Origin of the sequence: Roseimicrobium gellanilyticum, from assembly GCF_003315205.1 — a bacterium.
GTDB classification, from domain to species: Bacteria; Verrucomicrobiota; Verrucomicrobiia; order Verrucomicrobiales; family Verrucomicrobiaceae; genus Roseimicrobium; species Roseimicrobium gellanilyticum.
Genome location: NZ_QNRR01000004.1, coordinates 224271 through 247730, shown reverse-complemented (window position 1 = coordinate 247730; position 23460 = coordinate 224271). Strand labels below are relative to the sequence as shown.

At 60.3% G+C, this 23460-nt stretch carries 20 protein-coding genes; 14 read left to right on the top strand and 6 right to left on the bottom strand.

The genetic code is table 11. The features are described 5' to 3' along the window. Window position 1: 1 nt before the first annotated feature. The 3 genes from DES53_RS13540 to DES53_RS13525 all read left to right on the top strand — a co-directional run bounded on the left by DES53_RS13540 (window position 2) and on the right by DES53_RS13525 (window position 1909). Window positions 2–520 (top strand): DUF1648 domain-containing protein, encoded by a 519-nt coding sequence (locus DES53_RS13540; RefSeq protein WP_170157092.1) that lies wholly within the window; start codon window positions 2–4, stop codon window positions 518–520. Between the two features lie 31 nt (window positions 521–551). Next, window positions 552–995: an rRNA maturation RNase YbeY gene (gene ybeY, locus DES53_RS13535; RefSeq protein ID WP_113958803.1), complete on the top strand. Its 444-nt coding sequence runs from the start codon at window positions 552–554 to the stop codon at window positions 993–995. 698 nt (window positions 996–1693) lie between these two features. Continuing rightward, window positions 1694–1909 carry a hypothetical protein gene (locus DES53_RS13525; RefSeq protein WP_113958801.1) on the top strand — a complete coding sequence of 72 codons (216 nt, stop codon included), beginning with the start codon at window positions 1694–1696 and terminating at the stop codon, window positions 1907–1909. 346 nt (window positions 1910–2255) lie between these two features. Here the strand turns inward: DES53_RS13525 and DES53_RS13520 are convergent, their stop codons facing one another. Continuing rightward, window positions 2256–5861, bottom strand: coding sequence for a WD40 domain-containing protein (locus DES53_RS13520; RefSeq protein ID WP_113958800.1), 3606 nt, complete (start codon window positions 5859–5861; stop codon window positions 2256–2258). 443 nt (window positions 5862–6304) lie between these two features. Between DES53_RS13520 and DES53_RS13515 the strand changes: the two genes are divergently transcribed. The 6 genes from DES53_RS13515 to DES53_RS13490 all read left to right on the top strand — a co-directional run bounded on the left by DES53_RS13515 (window position 6305) and on the right by DES53_RS13490 (window position 11687). Next, window positions 6305–6811 carry a hypothetical protein gene (locus DES53_RS13515; protein ID WP_113958799.1) on the top strand — a complete coding sequence of 169 codons (507 nt, stop codon included), beginning with the start codon at window positions 6305–6307 and terminating at the stop codon, window positions 6809–6811. A gap of 117 nt (window positions 6812–6928) precedes the next feature. Continuing rightward, a complete protein-coding gene (locus tag DES53_RS13510; RefSeq protein WP_147263394.1) occupies window positions 6929–7222 on the top strand; it encodes a hypothetical protein in 294 nt (97 codons plus the stop codon). Between the two features lie 90 nt (window positions 7223–7312). Continuing rightward, complete coding sequence (locus tag DES53_RS13505; protein ID WP_113958797.1) at window positions 7313–8830, top strand: carboxypeptidase-like regulatory domain-containing protein; 1518 nt, start codon at window positions 7313–7315, stop codon at window positions 8828–8830. 107 nt (window positions 8831–8937) lie between these two features. Next, window positions 8938–9708 carry a hypothetical protein gene (locus tag DES53_RS13500; RefSeq protein WP_113958796.1) on the top strand — a complete coding sequence of 257 codons (771 nt, stop codon included), beginning with the start codon at window positions 8938–8940 and terminating at the stop codon, window positions 9706–9708. Between the two features lie 163 nt (window positions 9709–9871). Next, window positions 9872–10339 (top strand): hypothetical protein, encoded by a 468-nt coding sequence (locus DES53_RS13495; RefSeq protein WP_147263393.1) that lies wholly within the window; start codon window positions 9872–9874, stop codon window positions 10337–10339. Window positions 10340–10427: 88 nt separating this feature from the next. Continuing rightward, complete coding sequence (locus DES53_RS13490; RefSeq protein ID WP_113958794.1) at window positions 10428–11687, top strand: right-handed parallel beta-helix repeat-containing protein; 1260 nt, start codon at window positions 10428–10430, stop codon at window positions 11685–11687. Window positions 11688–11718: 31 nt separating this feature from the next. On the opposite strand, the gene DES53_RS13485 is transcribed toward DES53_RS13490, so the two are convergent. Together DES53_RS13485 and DES53_RS13480 are read right to left on the bottom strand one after the other, a co-directional pair. After that, complete coding sequence (locus DES53_RS13485; protein WP_245958170.1) at window positions 11719–12675, bottom strand: LysR family transcriptional regulator; 957 nt, start codon at window positions 12673–12675, stop codon at window positions 11719–11721. A 98-nt stretch (window positions 12676–12773) separates the two neighbouring features. Beyond that, window positions 12774–13649 (bottom strand): AraC family transcriptional regulator, encoded by an 876-nt coding sequence (locus DES53_RS13480; protein ID WP_245958169.1) that lies wholly within the window; start codon window positions 13647–13649, stop codon window positions 12774–12776. A 240-nt stretch (window positions 13650–13889) separates the two neighbouring features. Between DES53_RS13480 and DES53_RS13475 the strand changes: the two genes are divergently transcribed. From DES53_RS13475 to DES53_RS33490, 5 genes are all read left to right on the top strand, one after another. Beyond that, a complete protein-coding gene (locus DES53_RS13475) occupies window positions 13890–14630 on the top strand; it encodes an SDR family oxidoreductase (protein ID WP_113958793.1) in 741 nt (246 codons plus the stop codon). A gap of 59 nt (window positions 14631–14689) precedes the next feature. Then, window positions 14690–15451 (top strand): SDR family NAD(P)-dependent oxidoreductase, encoded by a 762-nt coding sequence (locus DES53_RS13470; protein WP_113958792.1) that lies wholly within the window; start codon window positions 14690–14692, stop codon window positions 15449–15451. A gap of 479 nt (window positions 15452–15930) precedes the next feature. Beyond that, on the top strand, window positions 15931–16677 hold the full coding sequence (locus DES53_RS13460) for an SDR family oxidoreductase (RefSeq protein ID WP_113959074.1): 747 nt from the start codon (window positions 15931–15933) through the stop codon (window positions 16675–16677). 263 nt (window positions 16678–16940) lie between these two features. Next, a complete protein-coding gene (locus DES53_RS13450) occupies window positions 16941–17627 on the top strand; it encodes a hypothetical protein (protein ID WP_170157090.1) in 687 nt (228 codons plus the stop codon). A gap of 254 nt (window positions 17628–17881) precedes the next feature. Continuing rightward, the gene (locus tag DES53_RS33490) at window positions 17882–18340 is read left to right on the top strand and encodes a peptidoglycan-binding domain-containing protein (RefSeq protein ID WP_211325538.1); all 459 of its coding nucleotides are present in this window, start codon (window positions 17882–17884) and stop codon (window positions 18338–18340) included. Window positions 18341–18346: 6 nt separating this feature from the next. Here the strand turns inward: DES53_RS33490 and DES53_RS13440 are convergent, their stop codons facing one another. The 3 genes from DES53_RS13440 to DES53_RS13430 all read right to left on the bottom strand — a co-directional run bounded on the left by DES53_RS13440 (window position 18347) and on the right by DES53_RS13430 (window position 23290). Further along, window positions 18347–19423, bottom strand: a complete 1077-nt coding sequence (locus tag DES53_RS13440) for a hypothetical protein (protein WP_113958788.1) — start codon at window positions 19421–19423, stop codon at window positions 18347–18349. Between the two features lie 325 nt (window positions 19424–19748). After that, on the bottom strand, window positions 19749–21212 hold the full coding sequence (locus tag DES53_RS13435; protein WP_113958787.1) for an MBOAT family O-acyltransferase: 1464 nt from the start codon (window positions 21210–21212) through the stop codon (window positions 19749–19751). 197 nt (window positions 21213–21409) lie between these two features. Beyond that, window positions 21410–23290, bottom strand: coding sequence for an HAD-IIIC family phosphatase (locus tag DES53_RS13430; RefSeq protein ID WP_170157089.1), 1881 nt, complete (start codon window positions 23288–23290; stop codon window positions 21410–21412). Window positions 23291–23460: the final 170 nt, after the last annotated feature.

Below are 23460 nucleotides of genomic sequence, written 5' to 3'. Positions count from 1 at the left end.
GATGATGAAGAAAGAAAGTATCACCCTCCCTGGCACCTGCTTCATTCTCTCTCTTGTGGTTTTCCTGGCCTATGTGTGGCTTAGCGGCGACCGGCTGCCGGAACGTGTGGCCACGCATTTCAAAACGAATGGGACCGCGGATGCGTGGATGGACCGCCATGAGCACCTGTGGTCCATGACGGCTGCGGGCATCGGACTTCCCATGCTCATCGTCGGCGCCTTCCTGATCGTCCGGAAAGTGCCCGCACGGTTTGTAAACCTGCCCTATCGTGAATACTGGCTGGCGGAAGAGCGTCGTCCCATGACCATGGCCTGGATGACCCGCGCGGCGCTCTGGCTGGGCTGTGGTATCACGCTTGGCATGGGAGTCCTGTACGAACTCATCCTGCGCGCCAATGCCCTCACGCCAGCAACACTTGAGTCCGGTCCGGTGATGCTTGTCGTGGCCATCATGATGGGTTCGACGGTGATCTTTGTCATTGCGACGGTGCTGCACTTTTACAGGCCACCGACCGCGTGAAGTGATAGGGTCCCAACTCCTCACACCACCCATGGCCGCCAAGCCCACGCTACGACTCTACAATCACCATCCAGATGCCAAGGGCGCGCCCATGCCACTGTGGCGTCGTGTGGCAAAACGCGCCCTGCCCAAGGTGCTCGCTGAGGCCACCTCACCCGACGCGCCGCTGCTGCACCTGGAAGAAGTGGAGTTCTCCTTCGTGAATGATGCCGCCATCGCCACCGTGCATGGCGACTTCATGAACGACCCCACGCCAACGGACGTGATCACCTTCCACCACGGCGAGGTCCTTATCTCTCTCGACACCGCCAAACGCCAGGGCTCGGAGCATGGCCAGCCTTGGGAGAAGGAGACGGCATTGTATGTGATTCACGGCCTCCTGCATCTCGCCGGCTGGGATGATCGCGAGGAGGAAGAGCGGAAGAAGATGCACGCGATCCAGGAAAGGATTCTTGGGGAAGTGTGGGAGGTATAGCTGAGCGTGATCCCGTGCGGTGCGCTTCTGGAAGGGGAAACGCAAAGCAGCAGAGCAGCGAAGAATTGCAGCAGGAGGTTAGGCGTCCCGCCTGACAGTGGATGTTAGGCCTCCGGCCTGACCAGCAAGTGACTCGTGGCTTGCACCTCACGCTCGGCGTGGCACACGCACTGGAGTCATTCGAGGGTTAACCGCAAAGAGGCAGAGATGCACAGGTGGGTGCGATGTGACCCACATCGTGCGTGGATGGGCTTTTGTCGCAAAGCAGCGAAAGCAGCAGAGCAGCAAAGGTGGTGAGTTATCAGCAGAGAAAGGAGAGCGGCCTTTCCAGGCCGCATGGTGGCTGTCACTCTTGATTCACGATTACCATGACCTGTCTGTCAGGGGCGTGCGACCCTGCGGCCTGGAAAGGCCACTCTCCTTTTTGATTGCTCGGCCCCTCCAACATTTTTGCACTGGCGTCGCGAGCATGTCTGCCTTCATTATTCGACCATGGGACTCTTCTCCAAAAAGCCGGAACAGTGACGTGAGCTGCACGTGTTGGTGCAGGGACTGGACATCAAGCACGATGTCGCTGAGGAGATGTGGGAGATTGAATACGCGGGGGAATCGTTTTTCTCGAATGGCACACGTTTCTCCGTGCCCACCCTTCAAGAGCTCGACCACTGCCTTGCCGTCATCGCGAACTCGAAGGAGAAATGCGGCGGCGCATTGAGGAGTATTTCGGGGACTTCAAGCCCGGTGAAGATCGCGAAAGGATGCTCCGGGACTTGAGCTACATCATCAGCATCGAAGAATGGGCGAGCGAGCAACATTTCGAAGTGACGTGGAGCGGAGACAAACACTGGGGCGACATGCAGGTGGATTTCGTCATCGAGGGCGAGCAGATCGTGGATGAGGTGTGGGGAGATTGAGGGTGGCGCGGGAGGGATGAGGGAGAGGTGTGCGCCCCAACCGCGACCAGCGGTCGCAGCCACAGACTGAGGCTGGCTGGCGCAAAGTGCCTGCGAGGACATGCAGGCATCCTTGGGAGGAAGGGCGCATGCTGTGGCTGCGACCGGTGGCCGCGGAGGAGTTGACCTCCCCTGCTGCTGTCGGGTCAGAAGACCCAACGCCCACTGTCAGGCCCGAAGGCCTAACCTCCGTAAAATTTCTTTGCTGCTTTCCGACGAAAACAAAACAGGCGGCACCCACACGTGCCGCCTGTTGTTCAATTCAAGATTTCTGGAACTCTACTCGCACGCGGCGAGCGACCATTGATCACTTCGGCAGCATCGCCAGATACTGATCCGTGAGGCTCTTCACCTTGTCACGGAGCGGAGGAAGCTGGGGCTCGAGTTTGGCAAGAGCAGCCTTGGATTCGGCGATGGTCTTCTCACCATCGGCAATGGCCTTGGTAGACTTTTCAATGGCCGCCTGGCTGTCCGTGACGCGCTTCTTCTGCGCGGCCACGTCGGCCATGGCCTTGCCCACATCGGCGCGCTTGGCTTCCACGATCTTCATATCGGCAGCGAGCTTCGCGCGGACTTCGGCGAGCTGCTTCTCCACGGGTTCCAGGGCGCCTTTGATCTTCGCGATCTCAGCCTGCACCGGCTGGGCCTTGGCGGCGAAGTCCTTCTCGGCATTGCCAGGGTCAGCCTGCTTCTCAGCACGGGCGACCTTCTGCTTCTCAATCTGCGCAGCGAGGTTGTCGCGCTGGTTGCGAAGAGGTGCGGCAATCTTCTCCGCGTTCTCAAAGTCACCCCGCGTGGCACGCATGCGGGTTTCCTTCTCCTTCACGGCATTGGTCGCGGCAGCAATCGCCTTCTCGGCATCGGACGCAGCCTTGCGCGCAGTTTCCAGCGCGGCCTTGGCGGCAGCTTCGTCATTCTGCTTCACCTTCACGGCCTGCTCGAGCGCAGCCACAGCAGCAGCGGATTCACCGGCCTTCTTCTCGGCAGCGGCCACAGCCCCCTTGAGGTCATTCACCTGCTTTTGAGCAGAAGCAACCTGGTCCGCATTGTTCGTTGCAGTGACAGCGGCAAGGTCCTTCTCCTTCTGCGCGAGCTCACCCTTCTTCGCCACGAGTGCGGCGTCAGCTTCCTGACGGGCCTTGGAGGCCGGCGGCACAGCCTTCTGCGCAGTCTCAGTGGCGGCGTGGGCAGCGGCGAGCGCAGCGTCCTTCGTCTTCTGCTCCGCAGCCTTCGCTTGGGAGGCCTTGGTGGCAGCGGCGTGCTGTTCCTGTGCGGTCTTCAGTTCACCTTCTGCCTTGGCGAAGACAGTCTTCTTTTCATCCGACTGCTTCTGCGGACCGGCGACCTTGCCATTCACGTCATTGAGCTGCTTGTTCAGCGCATCGATCTGCTTGGAGATGTCCTCCACAGCCTTCTGTGCGGCAGCCACGCGAGCGGCTTTCTCCTGCTCGAAGCCCTTGAGCTCCGCTTCCTTCGAGGTGAGGGCGGTCTTGTGCTTCGCCTCCTCGGCTGCGAGCGTACCTTCCTGCGCCTTCGTGGGGTCGATGATCTTCTCCACACCGGGCAGTTCGCCCTGCACCTTCGCGAGAGCGGCTTCCAGTCCGGGGATCGCTGCGGTGGCTTCGGCAATGGCCTTCTTGCTCGACTCAATCGTCGCAGCTGAACTGGTCTTCGTTTCCTCCGAGTCCTTCACGGCATCCTGGTAACCGGTGACCTCTGCTTCGAGTTGGGCCAGCTTGTCCTTCTCCGCGAGCAGTCCGAGGTTGAACTGCGCGGCACGCAGCAGGGTGGGCTGCTTCTGCAGGGTGGCGATGAGGGCCTTGTGATCCTCCACCTTCTTCTGAGCAGGGGCCACGCCGTTGCGCACTTCCCCGAGTTGCTTCTCGGTTTCGGCGATGTTCTTCGGCCAGGCTTCGACAGCCTTCTTCGCGTTCTCAAGTTCCTTCGGCTTGTTCGCCTTCTCGGTGTTGGTCTTCGCGATGAGATCCTGCACATCCTTGATGGCCTTGTCGAACTCCGCGACGGGCTTCGGCGCCGTGGCGATGGCTTGCTTCAGAGGAGCCAGGGCAGCGCGCTGGGCGTCCACCACGGTCTTCTTCTCGCCGACCTTCTTTTCGGCTTCAGCCTTCTGGGGAGCTTCCTCGGGCTTCGTGAATTTCGCAGCTTCACCTTCCAGCGCCTTCAGCTCAGCTTCCACCTTGGCGAGTGCACCTTCCTTCTCCTTCACCTGCGCCGTGGTCTGCTCATGCTTCTTGATGGCATCCACCTGTGCCTGCCGCTTGGCCTTGGCGTCGTTGAGTTGCTTGTCGAGCTCCGCAAGCTTCGCGGGATAGCCCTTGAGGGTTTCCTCAATGGCTTTGCGGTTCGCTTCGGTATCGGCAAATTGCTTCTTCTGATCTGCGAGCTGCTTTTCCTTCGCGGCCACGGCATCCTGGGCGGCCTTCGCCTCAGCTTCCACGGCGGGAACCTGCGCGGTGAGTTCCGCCACGCGTTTCTCCGTTTCAACGATGCGCTGGGCAATCGGCGAAGGGTTGCTGGAGAGCGTACCCTTTTCTGCGAACTTATTTTCCAAGTTCAGGATCTTGAGTTCACCCCGCCAGTTGGCGGACACGGCGCCCTTCGAGTCGCTGAGGGCCACGACCTTCGTCACCACATCTCCCTGGCTGGGGGATTCGGAGAGCTTGTTGCCATTGGCATCCCAGAGCTTCACCTGACCATCGCGACCGGAGGTGAGGATCTTGCCGTCCGGAGTGAAGGCCACGCTCTGCACGCCATTTCCATGGGCTGCCCAGCTCTTCACCTGCTTCCCTTCATTCATCTCCCAGAGGATGATGGTGCCGTCTTCGCTGGCGGAGGCGAGCATATTGCCATCGCTGCGCCAGGCGAGATCCACACAGGAAGCCTTGTGCTGGCCGAGGGCGAAGTACTCACCCCCGTTGGCAGCTTCCCACACGTTCACATTGCCGTTGCGGTCCGCGCTGGCGAGCAGCACGCCGTCCGGGCTGAACTCGGTGGCAAGCACCCACTCCGTGTGCTTGTTGATGACATAGAGTTCCTCGCCTGTGTTGATGTCATACGCCTTCACCTTCTTCGAAGGCGTGCCGATGACCACCTTGCTGTGATCCGCGGTGATATCTGCGGACATCACGCAGTCCATCTCTTTGCCCACTTCGGTGATGCGCTTGCCGGTCTTCACGTCCCAGACCACCGCGTGGCCAAACTTCCCACCGCGTCCGCCACCCATCACGAGGAGCGCGCCGCTGCTGCTGAACTTCAGCGTGCGGGCATACCCTTCCGTGTAGGGGAAGATGCCGACGAGTTGCTGGCTTTCGGTATCATAAAGGAGCACCTGCTTCGGTGCGGCGATGGCCACAAGGTTCGTCCATGGGCTTGCGGCCATGGCGGTGATTGCGGTGGTGCGAGGGGTCACGACCACCGGCTCCAGCAGCACGTGCTCAGGACGAGCGATGGGACCTTCCGGCTTGCCCGCGCCGACGGCCACATTGAGGTCGATCTTCGGCTTGTTGGATTTCTTGGCGAGGCTGGACTTCGTTTCCAGCAGGCCACCATCGATCCACTTCGACATCAGTGCGATGTCCGCAGCCGAGAGGGGGGAACCTTCCGGCGGCATGAAGGGCTCCTCCAACTTTTTGGTGGTCGTCACCATGCGGCTGCCGCCCGAATTGCCTGCTTCCACAACGGCGCCACCGCCGCCGCCATTCATCATAGCGCCGAAGGAGGTGAGGTCCAGGTCACCCTTCTTCTTGTCCGGGTTGTGGCAGGAAAAGCACTTGTTTTCCAGCATCGGCTTGATGTGGTCCACATAGGTGATCTTCTCTCCATCCTGGGCAACGAGCAAGCCACTGGACGTGAAGGAGATGGCGATGAGGGAAGCAGGGAGTTTGATATTCATGCGGGTGGGCACCTAGCAATTACGGTCAATCGAAGGGAATTGTTTCGGTGGGATGAAGGAGTTTAAGGCAATGATCCGGCGTTGCGAGGCGCGTGCAGCCACCGCAGGAGCGCTTCCCCAAGCGTGCTACACTTCCTCGCAGGCACTTTGTGATCGTCAGCCTCAGCCCGAGCGTGTGGCTGCGACCGGTGGTCGCGGATGGGTTGACCTCACCTACAGCACTGTCTGGCAGGAGATGCGTGGACGGCGCTCACCTTGCAAATGGTGGACGGAGCATAAGCGCGCAGAATGATGGGGAGGTGGCTGAATGGCAGAAACATGTTCTTACCCTTTTCGCTGGCAGCGACGAAGGCGCACTGCCAGCCAACATGAGGCTCTGACCTCCTTCATTCTGCATCAGAATTTGATAGCACAATGAAGAGTTCGGCGGAGGATGGCGCAACATGCCATCCATTCCACTGAGTTCTGGTGTGATACTCGCCGCGCGTGCGTCGTTCGACCAGGACAGCACGCTATTGTTTGTCGGCCTGCTCGTGTTTGCCTCGGTGTGGCTGACCTCCACCCTTCTGTCGTACGGCGCTCTGGCGCTGGCGGTACAGACCCGCTTCTCCCGGCGCGCTCGCATTCGCCCCTATGCGAAGAGGAGGCGCGTGCCACGGATGCTGCGCACGGCGTATCGGCAGGGTCTGGTGGCCCTGGTGTGCGTGGCTCCCTACCTAGGGTACAATCTCTACCGCTTCGTCACGAGTCGCACCACCTGGGACTACCAGCAGATCGCGGAGATTGGCAGGGATCTGGGCGAGTATGTCGCCCTGGCCGGACCTTTTGCAGCAGCAGCCATCGTGCCGCTGGGCGTGAGCTGGCTGTGGATGAGCCAGCTTCACCGCGAACCGCTTCCGGTTGGAAATACATCGGCAACAGCGTCGGAACCAGGCTCAAGTTGGAACTGAGTTGCCCTGCGAATGGCTCTCGTAGCATATATTGTCTACTTCCCTCTCTGGACGCTTGCCACCCTTGGAGCCTATGGCGGCCTCATCATCGCTCTCTTTACACGGTACAGGACAGACATGGACCGCAACGAATTGCCTGGAGTGCTTCGCGGAAGTTCAAGACTCGGACTGGCAGCCCTGATGTTCACCCTGGTCATGATGTGCTTTGAGATCGCAGAGCACGCACCCCTGGATATTCCATTCGATCCCGCCTCCCTCGAATACATGACGCTTTGGAGCAGGGTCATTGCCATCAGCGCATCCATGCTGTCGGTATTTGCAGTGATCACGGTCATACCCACGGGATGGTGCCTGATCTGGGAGGCACGCCTTAGGCGTAAACACCAGTCCACTGCGCCACGCGATTCTTGACGACCGCATGCCACCCGCTAGCATCCGGAGGCGGTTTACTGATGCCTTCGCGGAAAGAATTTCGATATGCCTTCCTTTGGTTCATCCGTCATGAAGTCCCCATTCCCTCTGGTGGCGTCGTTTGGACTCGCACTGGTCCTGCTTGCCACACTCCCATCCACGGCCACTGCCCAGCCGGCCCCTGATGCGTCCCGCGTGCAAGTCACCGGTACCGTGGTAGACGAGCAAGGCAAACCGGTGGCCCGGGTCCGGGTGCAGGATCTGGATGGAGAGGCGCCTGCAGTGGTCACGGATGAAGCTGGGAAATTTGTCTTCCTACCCGCGCAGCCGGACTTCAATCATCTCGTGCTGAGCGCGACCGAACCCGAAGGCACAAGATCCGGCTACGATCGCATCTACAATCACACCGTGGAGCCTAACCTACGGGAGTGCCGCATCGTACTGAAGCCCATGCACACGCTGACGGTTCACGTGAAGGGGGCCCGGGACGCTGCCATCAAGGATGCCTTCGTGGGTGTGGAGCACCAGTATGACTTTGTCTCCACCGGAAAGACCACCAGCGAAGGGAAGGCCGTGCTACGTATTCCCGCGGATGCGAAGATACGATATGTGCTGGCTCTGAAAGCGGGCGAAGGCTTCGACTACATTGAGAACTTCCTCCCGGGGAACAAATACAAGGAGAGTGAGTCCCTGCCCGCCGAAGTCACCATGCGCCTGAACGGTGCGCGGCGGGTGCATATTCGCGCGGAAGATGCCTCTGGAAAACCGCTTCCGGGCATGACCTTCACCCCATGGACACTCAAGATCTTCGGCAAGCAGCATGAAATCAACATCAGCGGCGCCACCCCGGGCCTGGGCATGCCACGCACCACCGATGACTCGGGCATCGCCACATTTGATTGGCTACCCGTCGACAGCGTAGGAAACACCTCATTCCTGCTGGTGGACTCGAATGCCTACCACCAGCCCAGGGATCCGCATCTCACCTTCGGAGAGGTGGAAAAGACGGATACCCCAATCCTGAAGACGCGGCTGCTGCGCACAGTAACGTTGCGAGGGAAGGTGGTGAAGCCGGATGGCACGCCTGCTCCGGGCATCTTGATACAAGCAGAGGGCAAGGGTGCGACCAATCACTACTGCCGGGAGAAAACCCGCAGCGCGTCCGACGGCACCTTCCAGTTCATCCTGTATCCGGAGCAGAGCTACATCATCGCCGTCCTGGACGATGATTGGGCAGCCAGGAGCATCACTGGCCTCTTCTTGAAGGATGGCGCCGCACCGGAGGAGATCACACTTTCACTCTGCAAGGGCACATTCATCCACGGTATGGTGACGCAGGGGCCAGGGCACACCCCGGTGACCGAAGCCACGGTGGTGGTGGTGCAAAAGGGCTCATCCATTGAGCCGCCAGCCGACCCCGAGCAAGCCCTGTACGCTGAGAAAGAAGAAAGCCTGGTCCGCTGGACCGGTACGGATGGAGAGGGAAGGTATCGCATCCGGGTGGGACCGGGAGTCTACGAGATCGACGGGGAGCCCCGCAGTGGGATGCGCGACGTGGTAGTCAAGGATGAGCCAACCCTCAAAGTGGACCTTCACAGTCCCAAGTGAGCGGAGTCTTTTTCGCCGTCAGGGAACGCGGCGCGACCACTCCAGATCAATTTTGATAGATGGCGCGATCGTGATCGTTGGTGAGGGCAGTCAGACTTCACCTGAAGATGCACTCCGCGTTTCACAACTTCCTCATCGCCGTCACTGTACTCGCCGCAGCCACCACCACGGCCGTTGCCCAGGCACCAGCCTCACCCATGCCAGTGGACAATGACCTGCCTCAGCCCATCAGCGAGCAGGATACGGCGGAACTGCTGATGCACTCCCCGTTCACCCGGAATCTGAACCTGGAAGACTCCCTCCAGCTCACGGGCGTGGCTTATGTGGAAGGCAAGCCAGTTGCCACCGTGTACAATCGCGATACACGCCAGAGCTTTGTAGTCTCAGACCAGCCCAATGCGAGTGGATGGACTCTGAAGGACGTGGCCCCCAGCACCGATCTGAAGACGGCGCATGTGACCATGATGATTGGCCCCGAGGAAATCCGGCTGGCCTATGGCAACGAACAGATCACCCCAGGCGCTGCCAAGAAAGGCGTGCCCACAGCGAACATGGCCCGCACAGACCTGCCCTCCGGCCAGATGCCCATGGTGGCCCACAACCGTGGAGGTGACAGCAATCACATGACCCCCAGTGGGAAGATTCGTACTTCCTCCTACCTCGGTGAGAACGGTCGCGAAATGTATGCCTCGCTGTCTGACAAGGCGCGGGACAAGTTCAAGGAAGTCGTGCGCGCACGCTTCGAGCAGAAGCCGGACATGACGGAGGAACAACGGAACGCGTATGCCCAGAAGGTCTTCAAGAGCATCAAGGACTCGGACACCAAGGCGACCACGAATGCCGGCAATGACAGGAAGCCGGACCGCAGGAGCCGGTAAAATCTCCCGCTCAGCGCGGTGATTTTTCTTCGGTACCACGGAATATTCTTCCGGCTGGCAGCGTCCTAGTGGCATGCTTCCGGCCATGCTCACATCTCATTCCCGCACTTCATGTTCGCGGGTCTCTCCTCGCCCACACACCTGGCGTGGGATGCATCTCGTCGTGGCAGCCGCACTCGCGGCTTTCTTGCACTCCAGTGGTCCTATGCTGCACGCGAACACCTTCGTGAGTGAAGTGGATGGCGTGCGATACGAGTGCGAAGTGCCCAACGATGCGATCGCAGCATCCGGCGGCTACCTGCAATACAAGGTGGCACCGGATCACACATTCGTTTCTGAACCGAAAGGCAAGGTGTCTCTCGCCCAAGCCATGGCGCTGGCAGAAAAGGAGGCCATTCGCATCCTGAAGGAAGGGTACACCGCGGAAGACCCTCGCTGGATTCTCACCAGAGCGGAGCGCAAGCAGCAGCAGGACACCAAGGGAAATCCCGTGGGGTTCTACTATGGGTTCAACTTCAACACCCGCGACGGGGTCTACAGCTCCAAAGACTACAAAGGTGCCGCCGGATACTTGCAAATCATCGTGCTGCTCGACGGCACCGTGATGCAGAACATCGCCAGGCCGAAGTGACCCCACCGCTGACGTGTATGTTTGTGTCCGTTCCTCCTGCTAAAGGAACGCCCGGGCAAGAGGCATCGCGCAGGAGCGTTTCGATGTGATGCGCCATTTCCAAACCTGCCTCGCTGCCGCACTTGTCACTCTGGCATATCCAAACATCACCTCCGGCCAGGCACCGCTGACTGCACCGCCCTCCGCCGGAGTGCTGCCTCCCAAGCCCGGCGCGGTGGTCGTGCATGCAGCGAAACATGCCACGCTACAGGAGGCATTCGATGCGGTGCCGGACGGAGGTGGCGTGGTGCTGCTACCACCGGGGAACTTTGAGATCACCCAGCCGCTGCGCGTGAAGACCTCGGAGACACGCATCGTGGGCGCAGGCGCAGCGACGTGCATCATCAACAAGAACGACAAGGGTGAACCTGCCCTCATCATCCGGCCGGCAAATCTGGACACGGATAAGAAAGCCGTGCTCTGGCGCGTGCAACTCGCCGACTTCCGCATCATGGGCCAGGAGAAGAGCGGCGACGGGATCGTGGCGGAAAAGGTCCAGGAGATCTACCTGGAAGGCATGTCCGTGGACCACCACGGTGGTAATGGATTGAGCCTGCTGCAATGCTTCGAGGATGCACGTGTGGCGGACTGCATCTTCACGTACAACAAGACCAACGGCATCAATATCTTTGACTGCCATGACATCGTCGTGAACGCGAATCACTTCGAGGAGAATCAAGACGCCCTGCGCTGTGTGGATTCCTTCAACCTGTGCATGAATGGCAACAACATTGATGACCACCTGCGTCATGGCGTGATCATTGAGAACACCTACGGCTCCGTGGTGAGTGGGAACATGATTGAGGAATGCAATGGCACCGCGCTCATTCTTGACCGCGACTGCTACGGCATCACGCTGAGTGCAAATGTCATCGCCCACCATCTGGAGGGGGGCATTGACCTGCGCGACGCACACGGCTGCGGGGTAAGCGCCAACACCTTCACCATTGCCCACAAGTTCTCCGTGCGAGTGAGCAAGGATTCCGGCCGCAACACGATCTCTGCGAACAATTTCTGCAACACCTACATCGGTGGTGGCAAGGACAAGCGTCCCGCAGAAGGCAAGACACCCATGAGCATTGATGAGGGCACCGGCGTTTTGCTGGAAGGCGCGGAGTTTTGCAGCATCACGGGAAACACCTTCTCAGGACTCTCCACCGCCGCCATATGGAGCATCTCGCCATGCCGGGGCCTGGTCGTGAGCAGCAACGTGGCGACGGATTGCGGCAGGAAATTGCCAAAGGACAGCAAGTGGATTGCGCTCGACGATGCCAAGGCGAGCGTGGTGAAGGACAATGTGATGGAGTAGGGTGATCGCTGTCGGCGTACAGCTCCGACGACTATCTCTTCCCCCTCACCGAGGCAGTTCCCTTCCTGCCACTCGCGGTGCCCAGTCCTTTCGCGACATCCCGCAGCACTTCGCGAAACTTCTCACCCGCAGGTGTGATGTCCCCTTGCGCAGCAGTCGCTATTCCCACGCTCTGCGCGATGGGGCAGCCCGTGATGGGACGATAGAGCAGGCGGTCGCCTGTGATGCCCCGGAAGAGTTCAGTGACCACCGCCACTCCCCTGCCCGATTCCACGCCGGTGATGAGGGTATTCGCTCCATCGACCTCCGCGGCAATGCGCAGGCGGAGTTTGGACGGCGCGAATATCCTATCCAGGATCACATGATACTCGGAGTAGTCGCGCTTGCGCAGAGCCACGAGGGGCTCTGAGGCCACTTCTGCCAGGGACACGGCCTTCAGCTTCGCGAAGCGATGCCCAGGAGCCAGAGCCACACAGAAGGGATACTGCCGCAGCTCTTCATACGCCACGCCAGTGATGGGTGCATCCCAAGCAGACTGTGCGGTGATGGCCAGATGCAGTGCACCTTCGCGGAGACCGGCGTACATTTCATCTCCGGCCAGGTCATGAAGCACCACATGAACGCGCGGCGCAGCCTCTTGAAATGAAGCGAGCGCACGCGGCAGGATTTCACTCGTGGGTGTGGGCGCATACCCCACATGCAGCTCGCCGTACTCGCCACGGGCGAGCGCACGCACCTTTTCCACGGCTTCGTCCGCACGAGTGAGAAGATCTTTCACTTCGGCCAGGAAGAGCTTTCCCTCGGCCGTCAGCGCTACCCCACGCGGACTGCGCACGAGCAGGTCCACGCCGATTTCATCCTCCAGATCCTGCACCTGGCGGCTCAGCGCAGGCTGCGCTACGCGGAGTTGCGCCGCCGCCTTCGTGAAGTTCAGCGCCTCTGCCACCGCCTGGAAGTATCTCAGATGCCGCAGTTCCATCGCAGCCATGCTAGCGAAGGCGGGTTGGGATTCAACACAGACACACGAAGCCCACCCAAAAGGCCGCGCTCCCTTCGGCGACCTCCCCACCTCAAGCATCTCGCCCCTCACGCAAACCGCATCAGCGTCCCGCGCCACTGCTTTGCCTCGGCCGCAGGGCCCGCGCCGAAGAGCCGCTTAAACTCACGGCTGAACTGCGAGACGCTCTCATACCCCACCTCCGCGGCAGCCGCGCCAGCGCTCGCGCCTTCGTGCACCATGAGCATGCGAGCCTTGTGCAGCTTCACATTCTTCACATATTGCAGCGGCGAGGAGGAGGTCACCGCCTTGAAGTGTGCGTGGAAGGTGGAGACACTCATCCCAGCCTCGCGAGCAAGCTCCTCCACTTCATAGGTCTCCGCATACTCCGTATGCATGCGCTGCAGCACACGACTGATTTGCCCAAAGTGGCTGTGCGGCGCGGAGAGCGCGCGCAGGTTGTGCCCCAGTTTCCCCTGCAGCACACGATACGTGATCTCACGCACAATCTGCGGCCCCAGGATGCGAGCCTCCTCCACACTCGTCAGCGCCTCCAGCAGGCGCATCGTGGCGCTCGCCAGTCCCTCATCCACCGCCGTGCTCTCAATCGCCTGCGGACGCGGACCGTTCAATGGCTGCGCGGTGCCCATCTGCATGAGCAACTCCGTCACCATCGCTGGTGTCACACTGATAGAAATGCCCAGCAGGGGTTCCTCCTCGCTTCCTTCCGTCTCGCACTCGAAAGGCAACGGCACGGATAATACAAGATAGTGGTTCGCATCATAAACAAAGGTGCGTCCCCCCAAGTAACCCATCTTCCTCCCCTGGCACACGATGAAGATGCCCGGCTCATACGCGATGGGACTGCGAGGCACATGCCGTGGGGCGCGCATGAACCGCACTCCCGGCAGCCGTGACGCACAGAAGCCCTCTCCCTGCGCCAGTTCCGAGAGCAAGGAAACCATGCGGGGATACGCTGGCGGCGGGGGCGGCGCGGGACGGGAGAGGCGAGGTTGACTCTTTTGTTTCATTCCAGGATTAGGCAACACCACACCCACCTTCCCCACAACCCTTTTCCCCATTCCCGGAGAATCAGGCAAGTCTTCTGGAGGTCTGTGTATGGCGCTTTTTCGCCAGTGGAGCTACAGGTGTCAGCGTCGGTTCGGAAGGGAATTCACCCTTCACCGCTGAAAGCCCCATCTCTTATGAACACCATCTCCATTGAAAACAAAGTCATCCTCATCACTGGCGCCAGCAGTGGCATCGGTGAAGCCACCGCCCGCCATCTCGCCGCCCGGGGTGGGAAGCTGCTCCTCGGTGCACGCCGCACCGACCGCCTGGAGAAGCTGGTCGCCGAGATTCGCGAAGCAGGTGGCACCGCCGAGTACAAGGCTCTCGACGTGGCCGACCTCGCCAGCGTGCAATCCTTCGCGGACTATGCGCTCGAGACCTTTGGCCGCATCGACGTCCTCATCAACAACGCCGGCGTCATGCCCCTCTCCCCCATGCATGAGCTGAAGATCAGCGAGTGGAACCAGATGATCGACGTGAACATCCGCGGCGTGCTCCACGGCATCGCCTCCGTGCTGCCCCACATGCGTGAGCACAAGTCCGGCCAGATCATCAATGTATCCTCCATCGGTGGGCACCAGGTGTGGCCCACCTGTGCGGTGTACTGCGGCACGAAGTTCGCCGTGCTCGCCATCTCCGAAGGCCTCCGGCTGGAGAACAAGGATGTGCGTGTCACCGTCATCTCCCCCGGCGTGGTGGAGTCGGAACTCGCCCACACCATCTCCGACCCGGCCACACGCGAAGCGATTGATGACTTCCGCAAGGTCGCTCTCACGCCCGACTCCATCGCCCGCGCCATGGCCTATGCCATCGAGCAGCCCGCCGATGTGGACGTGAATGAAATCATCGTGCGTCCCACCGCTGGCAATCAGTAACCGCGCCTCTCCATTCGATTCCTTTTCATCGTCATCTCAAATCCAGTTCTGATACGCTCATGAAACACGAGAACAAAATCGCCCTCGTCACCGGAAGCAGCCGTGGCCTGGGCAGGAATATCGCCCTGCAGCTCGCCCGCTCCGGAGCAGACGTCATCGTCACCTACCGCAAGGGCAAGGAGGAAGGCGACGCCGTCGTGGCGGAAATCACCTCGCTCGGCCGCAAGGCCGTGGCATTGCAGATCGACACCTCGCTGACGAAGACGTTTGAAGCCTTCGCCACCACGCTGAAGGAAACGCTGCAATCCAACTGGCAGCGTGACACCTTCGACTTTCTGGTGAACAACGCCGGCATCGACATCGCCGCACCCTTCGCCGAGACCACGGAGGACCAATTCGACAGCCTCATGAACGTGCACTTCAAGGGCGTCTTCTTCCTCACCCAGCGCCTGCTTCCCTTGATTGCGGATGGCGGACGCATTGTGAATACCTCCACTGGTCTCGCCCGCTTCAGCATCCCCGGCTATGCCGCCTATGCCTCCATGAAGGGCGCGATTGAAGTGCTCACTCGCTACCTCGCGAAGGAACTCGGCAAGCGCCGCATCAACGTGAACGCCGTGGCTCCCGGTGCCATTGAGACGGACTTCACGAAGGAAGCGCTTTCCCACCCCGGCATGCGCGACATCCTCAGTGCAAACACCGCCCTCGGTCGCGTCGGCGTGCCGGATGACATCGGCGGCGTGGTGAGCTTCCTCTGCTCCGAAGAAGGGCGCTGGGTAAACGCGCAGCGGCTTGAGGCGTCGGGCGGGATGTTCTTGTGAAAAGAGGAGAACCTGAGAGTTCACCATTCATCGCTCATCTCAAGGAATGGGGGCATTCATGCCTCCATTTTTTGTCTGATCATTTGCTGCTTGGTTGCTTTGCGCTGGAAACTCGCCGACGCGATCCCACCCATCACGTGCCCTGCGCATCTTTGCCTCCTCTGCATCGGAGGATTCACCAAGGTTAGTTACATCCACAGCCTCGCCAGCCACACCTTCTCCCACCTTTGCGTCCTTTGCTCCTCTGCATCTTTGCGGTTAACGCGAGTCGTCCCTGTAGCATCATTTTCTCCCGTCAGGCCAGAGGCCCAACGCCCGCTGTCAGGCCGGGAGGCCTAACCTCCCTTTTATGAGCCATACCTGAAAAGCATGGCTGCCCAAGGATCATGGTATTGGGCCGATTCCAGCTTCGCGGTTACCTCTGTTTCAATGCCAAGACAGGAGAAACAAGAAAGAACATCATGAGCACGAACACGAATATCACTACCAAGAAACTCACCGGCAAGGTCGCTCTTGTCACTGGCGGCTCCCGCAGCATCGGCGCGGCGATTGCGAAACGCCTCGCGGCTGATGGTGCGAGCGTTGCCATCACCTACACCTCCTCACCAGACAAGGCAGATGCCGTGGTGAAGGACATCGAAGCGGCAGGTGGCAAAGCCATCGCCATCCAGGCCGATGCCGCGAATGAAGAAGCCGTGCGCCTCTCCGTCGCGAAGACCGTTGGTGCGTTTGGCCGCCTCGACATCCTCGTCAACAACGCTGGCGTCGCTGCCATGGCACCCATCACGGAGTTTGCGATGGCCGACTTCGAAAAGGTCATCGGCGTCAATGTGCGCGGCGTTTTCATCGCCACGCAAGAAGCCGCGCGCCACATGCGGGACCATGGCCGCATCATCCACATCGGCAGCACGAACAGCGACCGCATGCCTTTCCTCGGTGGCTCCGTCTACGCGATGAGCAAGTCTGCCCTCGAAGGCTTCACCAAAGGCGCAGCCCGTGACCTCGGTGCTCGTGGCATCACGGTGAACAATGTGCAGCCCGGCCCAATCGACACGGACATGAATCCTGCGGACACGGATTTCGCCAAAACGCTCATCCCTCTCCTGGCCCTCCAGCGTTATGGACATACAGAGGAGATTGCGAACTTCGTTGCCTTCCTCGCGAGCCCGGAAGCCAGCTACATCACGGGTGCGAGTTTGCTCGCGGATGGTGGGTTTGCTGCATAAGGGATTGTCATTAGTCATCAGTCACTGGTCATCAGTCACTGGTCACTGGTCACTGGTCACTGGTCACTGGTCACTGGTCACTGGTCATTGGTCATTGGTCATTGGTCGGCACCCGCGAGGTGCAGCCAATGACCAACTGCATTCTTCGAGAGCTACTGACTACTGACTACTGACTACTGACTACTGACTACTGACCAATGACCATTCCCCTTGACCTGCACCCCATCACAGCGGATCAGAACTGCCCCTCCCCACGCCTCCCCATGTCCGTCGTCAAAGAACCCGTCAGCGGCTCGAATCCCTTTTACGGATGCGCCATCATGATCATCGCCGCGCTCACGTTCGGTGGCATTGTGGGATGGATGCTCTACAGCGGGTACAAGCAGGACAAGGAAATTGCCTCCTTCACCGTGCATGATGCCCCCTCCCTGGCGGCCAGCGTGCTCACCGATGCCACACGCGAGGCGTTGCAGAAGAAGATCGATGCCTTCAGCGAAGAGGCGAAGAAAGACAAGCCCGCCACCCTCACGCTCTCGCTCGAAGACCTGAATCAAGTGATCGCGCTCGCCGGGGAAAAGAAGATTGGCGACTACGACTATCGCAACGTGGTGCATTTCACGGCGATGGATGGCAAGGCTGGCCGCCTTCTGGCGAACATCCGATGGCAGATGAACAACCTCCCCCTCAGCAAGGCCCCAGATCGCTTCCTCGTAGGGAGTGCCAGCTTCCTGCCAAGAGTGGATGGCGGAAACTTCGATGTGTATCTCGATACCGTGGAAGTCCCCGGCAAGACCGTGAGCCCCGGCTTCATCGGCCAGTTGCAAACCATCCCCTGGCTCGCTGTCTCCAAGAACAACACGGACGTGGCCGAAGTGCTGAAGCACGTCGGCGCCGTCGAGTTCCTCCCCGACAGCTCCGCCCTCGTGCTGAAGGCGAACGTGGGTAAGTGAAGAACGATGAAAGCGCCAGGCAACAGGGGCGAAGGCACAAGTGACGGTGCCGGCTAAACCTGAGAAGCTCAGTCGCGAAGCGACACACGAACCCATGCATACCTCACGCACCCGCCAATTTCCTGTGCCTGAGCGCCATGCTCGGAGCTGGGAAAAAGGGCTTGCGCACCGCCGCAACGCCCCGACCTTCCCTTGAACAGGACCTGCTTAAGCGGGTCAAAAAACACCTGACTTCAAGGACAAGGGAGGATGCCATGAAACGAATCCTTTCACTATCGGTCGGAGTAGCGCTGGCTCTGATCACAAGTTATTCCCCACTTCAGGCCGGTCATCGCGGCGGCTGCTACGGTGGCGGACATTACCACGGCGGATCAAGCTGGGCCATTGGCTTCAGCCCGGGGCTGTTCTGGTCGTACCCGCTCTTCCGTCCGGCCTACTATCGACCTGCATACTATGAGCCGTACGGCTATGGTTATGGATACGGTTACCGCCCGTACTACCGGCCCGCCGTCAGCTACTCCTACTACAACCGGCCCACGCTGGCCTCCGACGTGCAGATTGCATTGGCACGAAGAGGCTACTACTACGGCAATATCGATGGAATCATCGGTCCGCAAAGCCGCAGCGCCATTCGTCGCTACCAGGTGCGGTATGGACTTCCCGTCACCGGGGTCATCGACTACCCCCTGATGAGATCGCTCGCCTTGAGGTGACGGTCGCTACTCCACCACATCCCACTTCAGCTTTTCCGCGAGGTAGCGTGAATAGATGCGCGCGCCGAGTTCATTGCAGTGCGTGCGGTCGGCCATGTGTTCCGCAGCGAGGCGGCACATGGCAGGATTCGGCGTGAGGATGCACGCGACGGGAGCGGGCTTCAAGGAGTCCACATAGCGGAGGAAGGCCGCATTTCCGCTTCGGAAGTCCGGGTCGTCATGCATCGCCGCGTACACCTCCGGGTGCACCGGTAGCTCGTGGAAGATCACCTTCACGCCATGCGCGTGGAACCACTCCAGGCTTTTGCGGAAGGCATGATCCTGCAAGGCAGAGAGCTTCCAATGTCCCAGCACCCGCTTCGCCGCGAGCTCGGGGGCGATGAGCTTGCGCCCTTTTTCCGTGTGCGCCATCGCGTTCTCCGCCTTCCAGTCCGCCATGGGAGTGACCCGTTTCTCCGGCCAGGGATAAATGGGATTCCCCGGCGCCGGATCGATGACATTCAACGTCGCCGTGTAGAGCGAGCGCCGCACCGAGCGCACCGGGAGCAGCCACTCCACCAGGTGGCCCATGCGTTCACTGCGCGGGCGCACTTGGATGCGTTCATAGAGCGTGGCATGCTGGGCCAGATTCGCCCGCACGCGCTGGTCCGCATCCAGGCTCTGGCGCAAGACAAAGGGATTCACCTCCACAATGGCCACGCGCAGCCCGGAGAGCAGTTCCTCATTGCGCCGGATTAAGGACCACATACCAAACGGCGTGCCACCTTCGATGGAGAGATTCCGCACCTCCCTCTCAGGCACGCCCCACATGCGTGCGGCTTCATCTGAGATCACCCCCCACACACTCTGGCTCGTGCCAAAGAAGCCAATCTTCACCGGCGTGTCCTGCTTGCGGAGTTGGAAATTCTCCACCGCTCCATACGCATCCATGCCCCGGATGTCATACATGGGGAGTGCGCGAAGGGGCTCCAGCGCGAGTCGTCCCAGGATGAAGACTGCGAGTGTGATCCACGCAGATTTGCCGAACCAGCGGTGGATGCGGAAGGGAATTGGGGTCGTGGAAGATGATGTATCAGGAGTCATCAGCAGTTGGATCCAATGCGAATAAAAAGAAGCCCGTGTTCAGAAAGGAAGCGCCGTAATTTCGCGCATCTGCGGCGCTCACCATTCTCTAAAAAATGGACGGTAGAAATGCGCTCCTGCGCGTCCCTCAATAATGTGGGCGGAGGAGGAGTGCTGCGATGCAAAACACCCTGCAACGCCATAGATGCGCACCGCCTCCGCCCGCCATCTACGGACGCGCAGGAGCGCATCCCTACCGCATCGTTTTTGTGGGAGCGTCGTGCTGTGTGGAGACTAGACTGCATTCGGCTGAGCAAAGGTGACCATGAAAGTGAAGCAGGCGTCCTCAAAACTGGAAATACACAAACGACACCCCTTCCATCTCGCCAAGGAAAGCCAGCAGCAACAGCAGTCCACCATAGGTCACGCCACGTCTCCACGGTGAAGCCGTGTCCGCCACAGGCAGCTCGCGATCCCGCCACCAGCAGGGGAAGTCGAGGAAGAGGACTACGAGCCCATAGAAGACCACATACCACAGCGCCATGATGTCCGGTGCGATGGCACCGCCTCTGAAAATTCCGGTGATGAATGCCCACGCATGCGCGAGTGACGCCGTCTTCACGAAGATGAGCGTGAGGCACACGCAGTGGAAGGTGAGCACCATGCCGCTGACCTGCACCAGCCACTCACGCGCATTCTTCGGGCGATGTGGATGCTTGCTCGCCTTCGGCCCGGACCACAGCTTATGCGCCACGAGCATGAGGCCCAGCACCACACCCCACATGACGAAGTTCCACGAGGCCCCATGCCAGATGCCGGAGATGAGCATGGTGAGGAAGAGATTGAAGTTGAGCCATTTCTTCCCGCGGAACTGGCGGCATAGCGGTACGAAGACATAGTCCCTCAGCCACGTGGAGAGCGAGATGTGCCAGCGCTCCCAGAACTCGGTGATGTTCCGCGCGAAGTATGGCTGGCGGAAGTTCACCATGAGATTCACTCCGAGCAGGCGTGCACAGCCGCGGGCAATGTCACTATACCCGGAGAAATCGCCGTAGATCTGCAGGGCAAAGAGATACAGCGCCAGCATGAGCCCCACACCTGTCTGTGAGGCCGGATTCGAAAAGGCCTCACGCGTCATCGGCGCGATGGCATCGGCAATCGCCACCTTCTTCACATAGCCAATGATGATGAGCTGCAGCCCGCTCCAGAGCTGCTCGGGCGTGAGCGTACGCGGTGCCGTGAGCTGCGGCAGCAGATTGCGGCTGCGTTCAATCGGGCCTGCCACGAGCTGCGGGAAGAACGCGTGGAAGAGCGCGAAGTCCCACACCTTCTCCGCTGGCTTCTGCGAGCCGCCATCGACATCGATCAGATACGAGAGACCTTGAAACGTGTAGAAGCTGATACCCGCGGGTAGGATGAATTGCATGACCACAGGCGTGGTGGTCCACCCAAACTGCGCACCCAGCGCATTCACATTCTCCAGGAAGAAGCCGCGGTATTTGAAGTAGCCGAGCATCCCGATATTCGCCGCCACACCTATCCAGAACCAGATGCGTCTCCGCCTCGACTCCTCCGGCAGCGCATACACCGCCTTCGCACACACATGCGTGAAGATGGTGGAGACTGCGAGCAGCACCAGAGGCAGCACCTTCTCCCAACCGCTCAGCTTGGGCTCAAAGAAGCCCCACCATCCATAGAAGAGATAGCTCGCCACCAGCAGCAGCGCCTGCTGCGCGCGAAACGGCACCGCCCAGTACAAGGCGAAGACGAGCGGGAAAAAGAGAACGTAGTCGAACGAATTGAACAGCATGACGCAGCACGGTCAGCGAAGGCACATTCACACTCACTAACTCCCCGGCATGGCGGGGATGACTCACACCAGCCGGCCCCTTCTTCAGGGCAGGCTGTACCTATCATGGAGCCGGGCACCGCGGTCTTTCTGCGGCGCCCGCGTCTTCACGGGGGTGCGAGTGTGGTGATGACTGGCGTCATGAGCAAAAGGTTGCGTCAGGCGTTCTCCGTGATCAGGAGACGGACTTGCGTGCTCTGGACCGGGGCCGTAGTCAAGCTCAAAGAGTGCCAGCTTTCTCCACGACCCGCCGCCGCATCCGTGTGGAATCCGAAGCCCGGGAGCAGCGCCTTTACTGGCGTATTCTTCGGCGTGGGCAGGTACTCGCCCAGCAGCTGCACATATCCGGCCGCAGTGGCACGCTCCACGAGGTGATTCATCACCAGGTGCTCCACGGTGCGACCCATGGCGCGGCAGCTCATGAGCCAGGTATCAAGGCGTAGCGCTTCTCCTGCGGTAGAGTCTTCATCCGGCACAGAGAGCACCACGGAGATGATGCCGTAATCGCCGAATCTGTCGGCCAGTTGCACGGCAAAGCACACCGCACCCGGCGTGCCCGCCATCTCCTCCACCTTCGCGCGCGAATGCCTGCGCGTGGTGAGGTTGAACTGGTTCGTCTTCGTGATGAGGTCCACCACACGATCGATGTTCTCCGCACTGATGGGTAGGATCTCTGCGCCCATTTCCAAGGAAGCGAGATACTCCTCCGGCGAGGCCGCGACGCCCAGAGACTGCTTCCGCGAGTTCTCTGCTGTGTACTGCGCCGCGCGCTCTGCATCCGCGCTCGTGAGTCCCACCGCTTCAAACGCGAGCGTCTCCTGCAGCACACGCACATACAGAGAGGGATCCGCAGGCACTTCAGGCACCAGCACCTCCGGCAGTTCCGCACGCACATGCGCGCGCTCCACCGGATTGTCATCGAAGAAGACGAAGCTATCCAGCCCCAGGTTCAGCTCGAGTGCGATCTGGCGCAGGCGCTCCGGCTTCGTATCCCAGGAAGCGTGGAAGGCCGCAAAGTCCTCCATGCGCAGTACGATGTGCGGATTCTTCTCAAAAGGCTCGCGCGCATCCGCGTCGTTATTCTTCGAGCACACCGCGAGCAGCACGCCGGACTTCCGGAGCTGCTTCACATGTTTTTGAAACGCGAGGAACGCCTCGCCCTCGGTCGAGCCTGCGGCGGTCGCAACGCCATGCGCGCCCAGTTCACCCACCACGCCGCCCCACAGGGTGTTATCGAGATCGAGCACGAGCACCTTCTTGCGCCCGGCGGTGAGCACGCGGATGCCTGCTGCGATATGCCGTGCCATCACGGAGAGCCCTTCCGGTGAGAAAGGCTGCTTCAGCCAGTGATAGTTCCGCTCGTCGTAGAAGCGTGACTTCCCATGCCAGGAGCTGATATGCTTCAGGTCCACCAGATACGTGCCCGCCGGCAGGGCTGCACGCAGGGAGGCATTCACGCGCTGGATGAGGGACACATCCCCCTCGTGATCATGCCGTGAGGAGAGGCCATACCCCAGCGCACCCACGCCCATCCAGTCATAGGACACCTGCACGAGTTTGCACTTCAGCCGCGCCACCTGCGCCCAGCACTGCTGGAGAAACGCCACCTCGTCCTCAATGCGCTGCGCCGAACTGCGCGAATCATGCGCAAGCAACCGCTGGTTCCACGGGAGCACCACAATGACATCGGGCGCATCCTCCACCTTCAGAGCCATGAGCGACTGTACCACCTGATCGTACTCCGCATCACTCACCTGCACATGCATGCCATCCGCCCACGCCCATGCCACGAGCATGGGCAGCAGATACGTGGTGGTGCACTGCCCTGCGACGAAGACTCGCAAGGGCTTTACCGTGGAGGCACCCGTCGCAATCTCAGCCGAGTCCTGCCTCCCCGTGCACAGATCCCTCTGCAGCATCTTCCCAAGCTGTGAAATCGCATTTGGCTCCAGCGAGGCCATCTCCCGCCGAGCCAGCAGCAGCGCCTCCTGCAGACGGCCTTCCTTCTTCAGCGCACGGTACTGGGCGGCAATTTCCATTGGGCCCATTGTATCGGACCGTCGCGCGGATGCAAAAGGGGATCATGGAATGAAGGCTCAGGGCGAGGTTTTTAACGCAAAGCAGCCAAGCAGCAGAGGAACCCATCGGAGGTCAGGCCTTCCGGCCTACCCTCCATCAGTTCTCTTGCTGGTTCGCTGCTTTGCGTTAC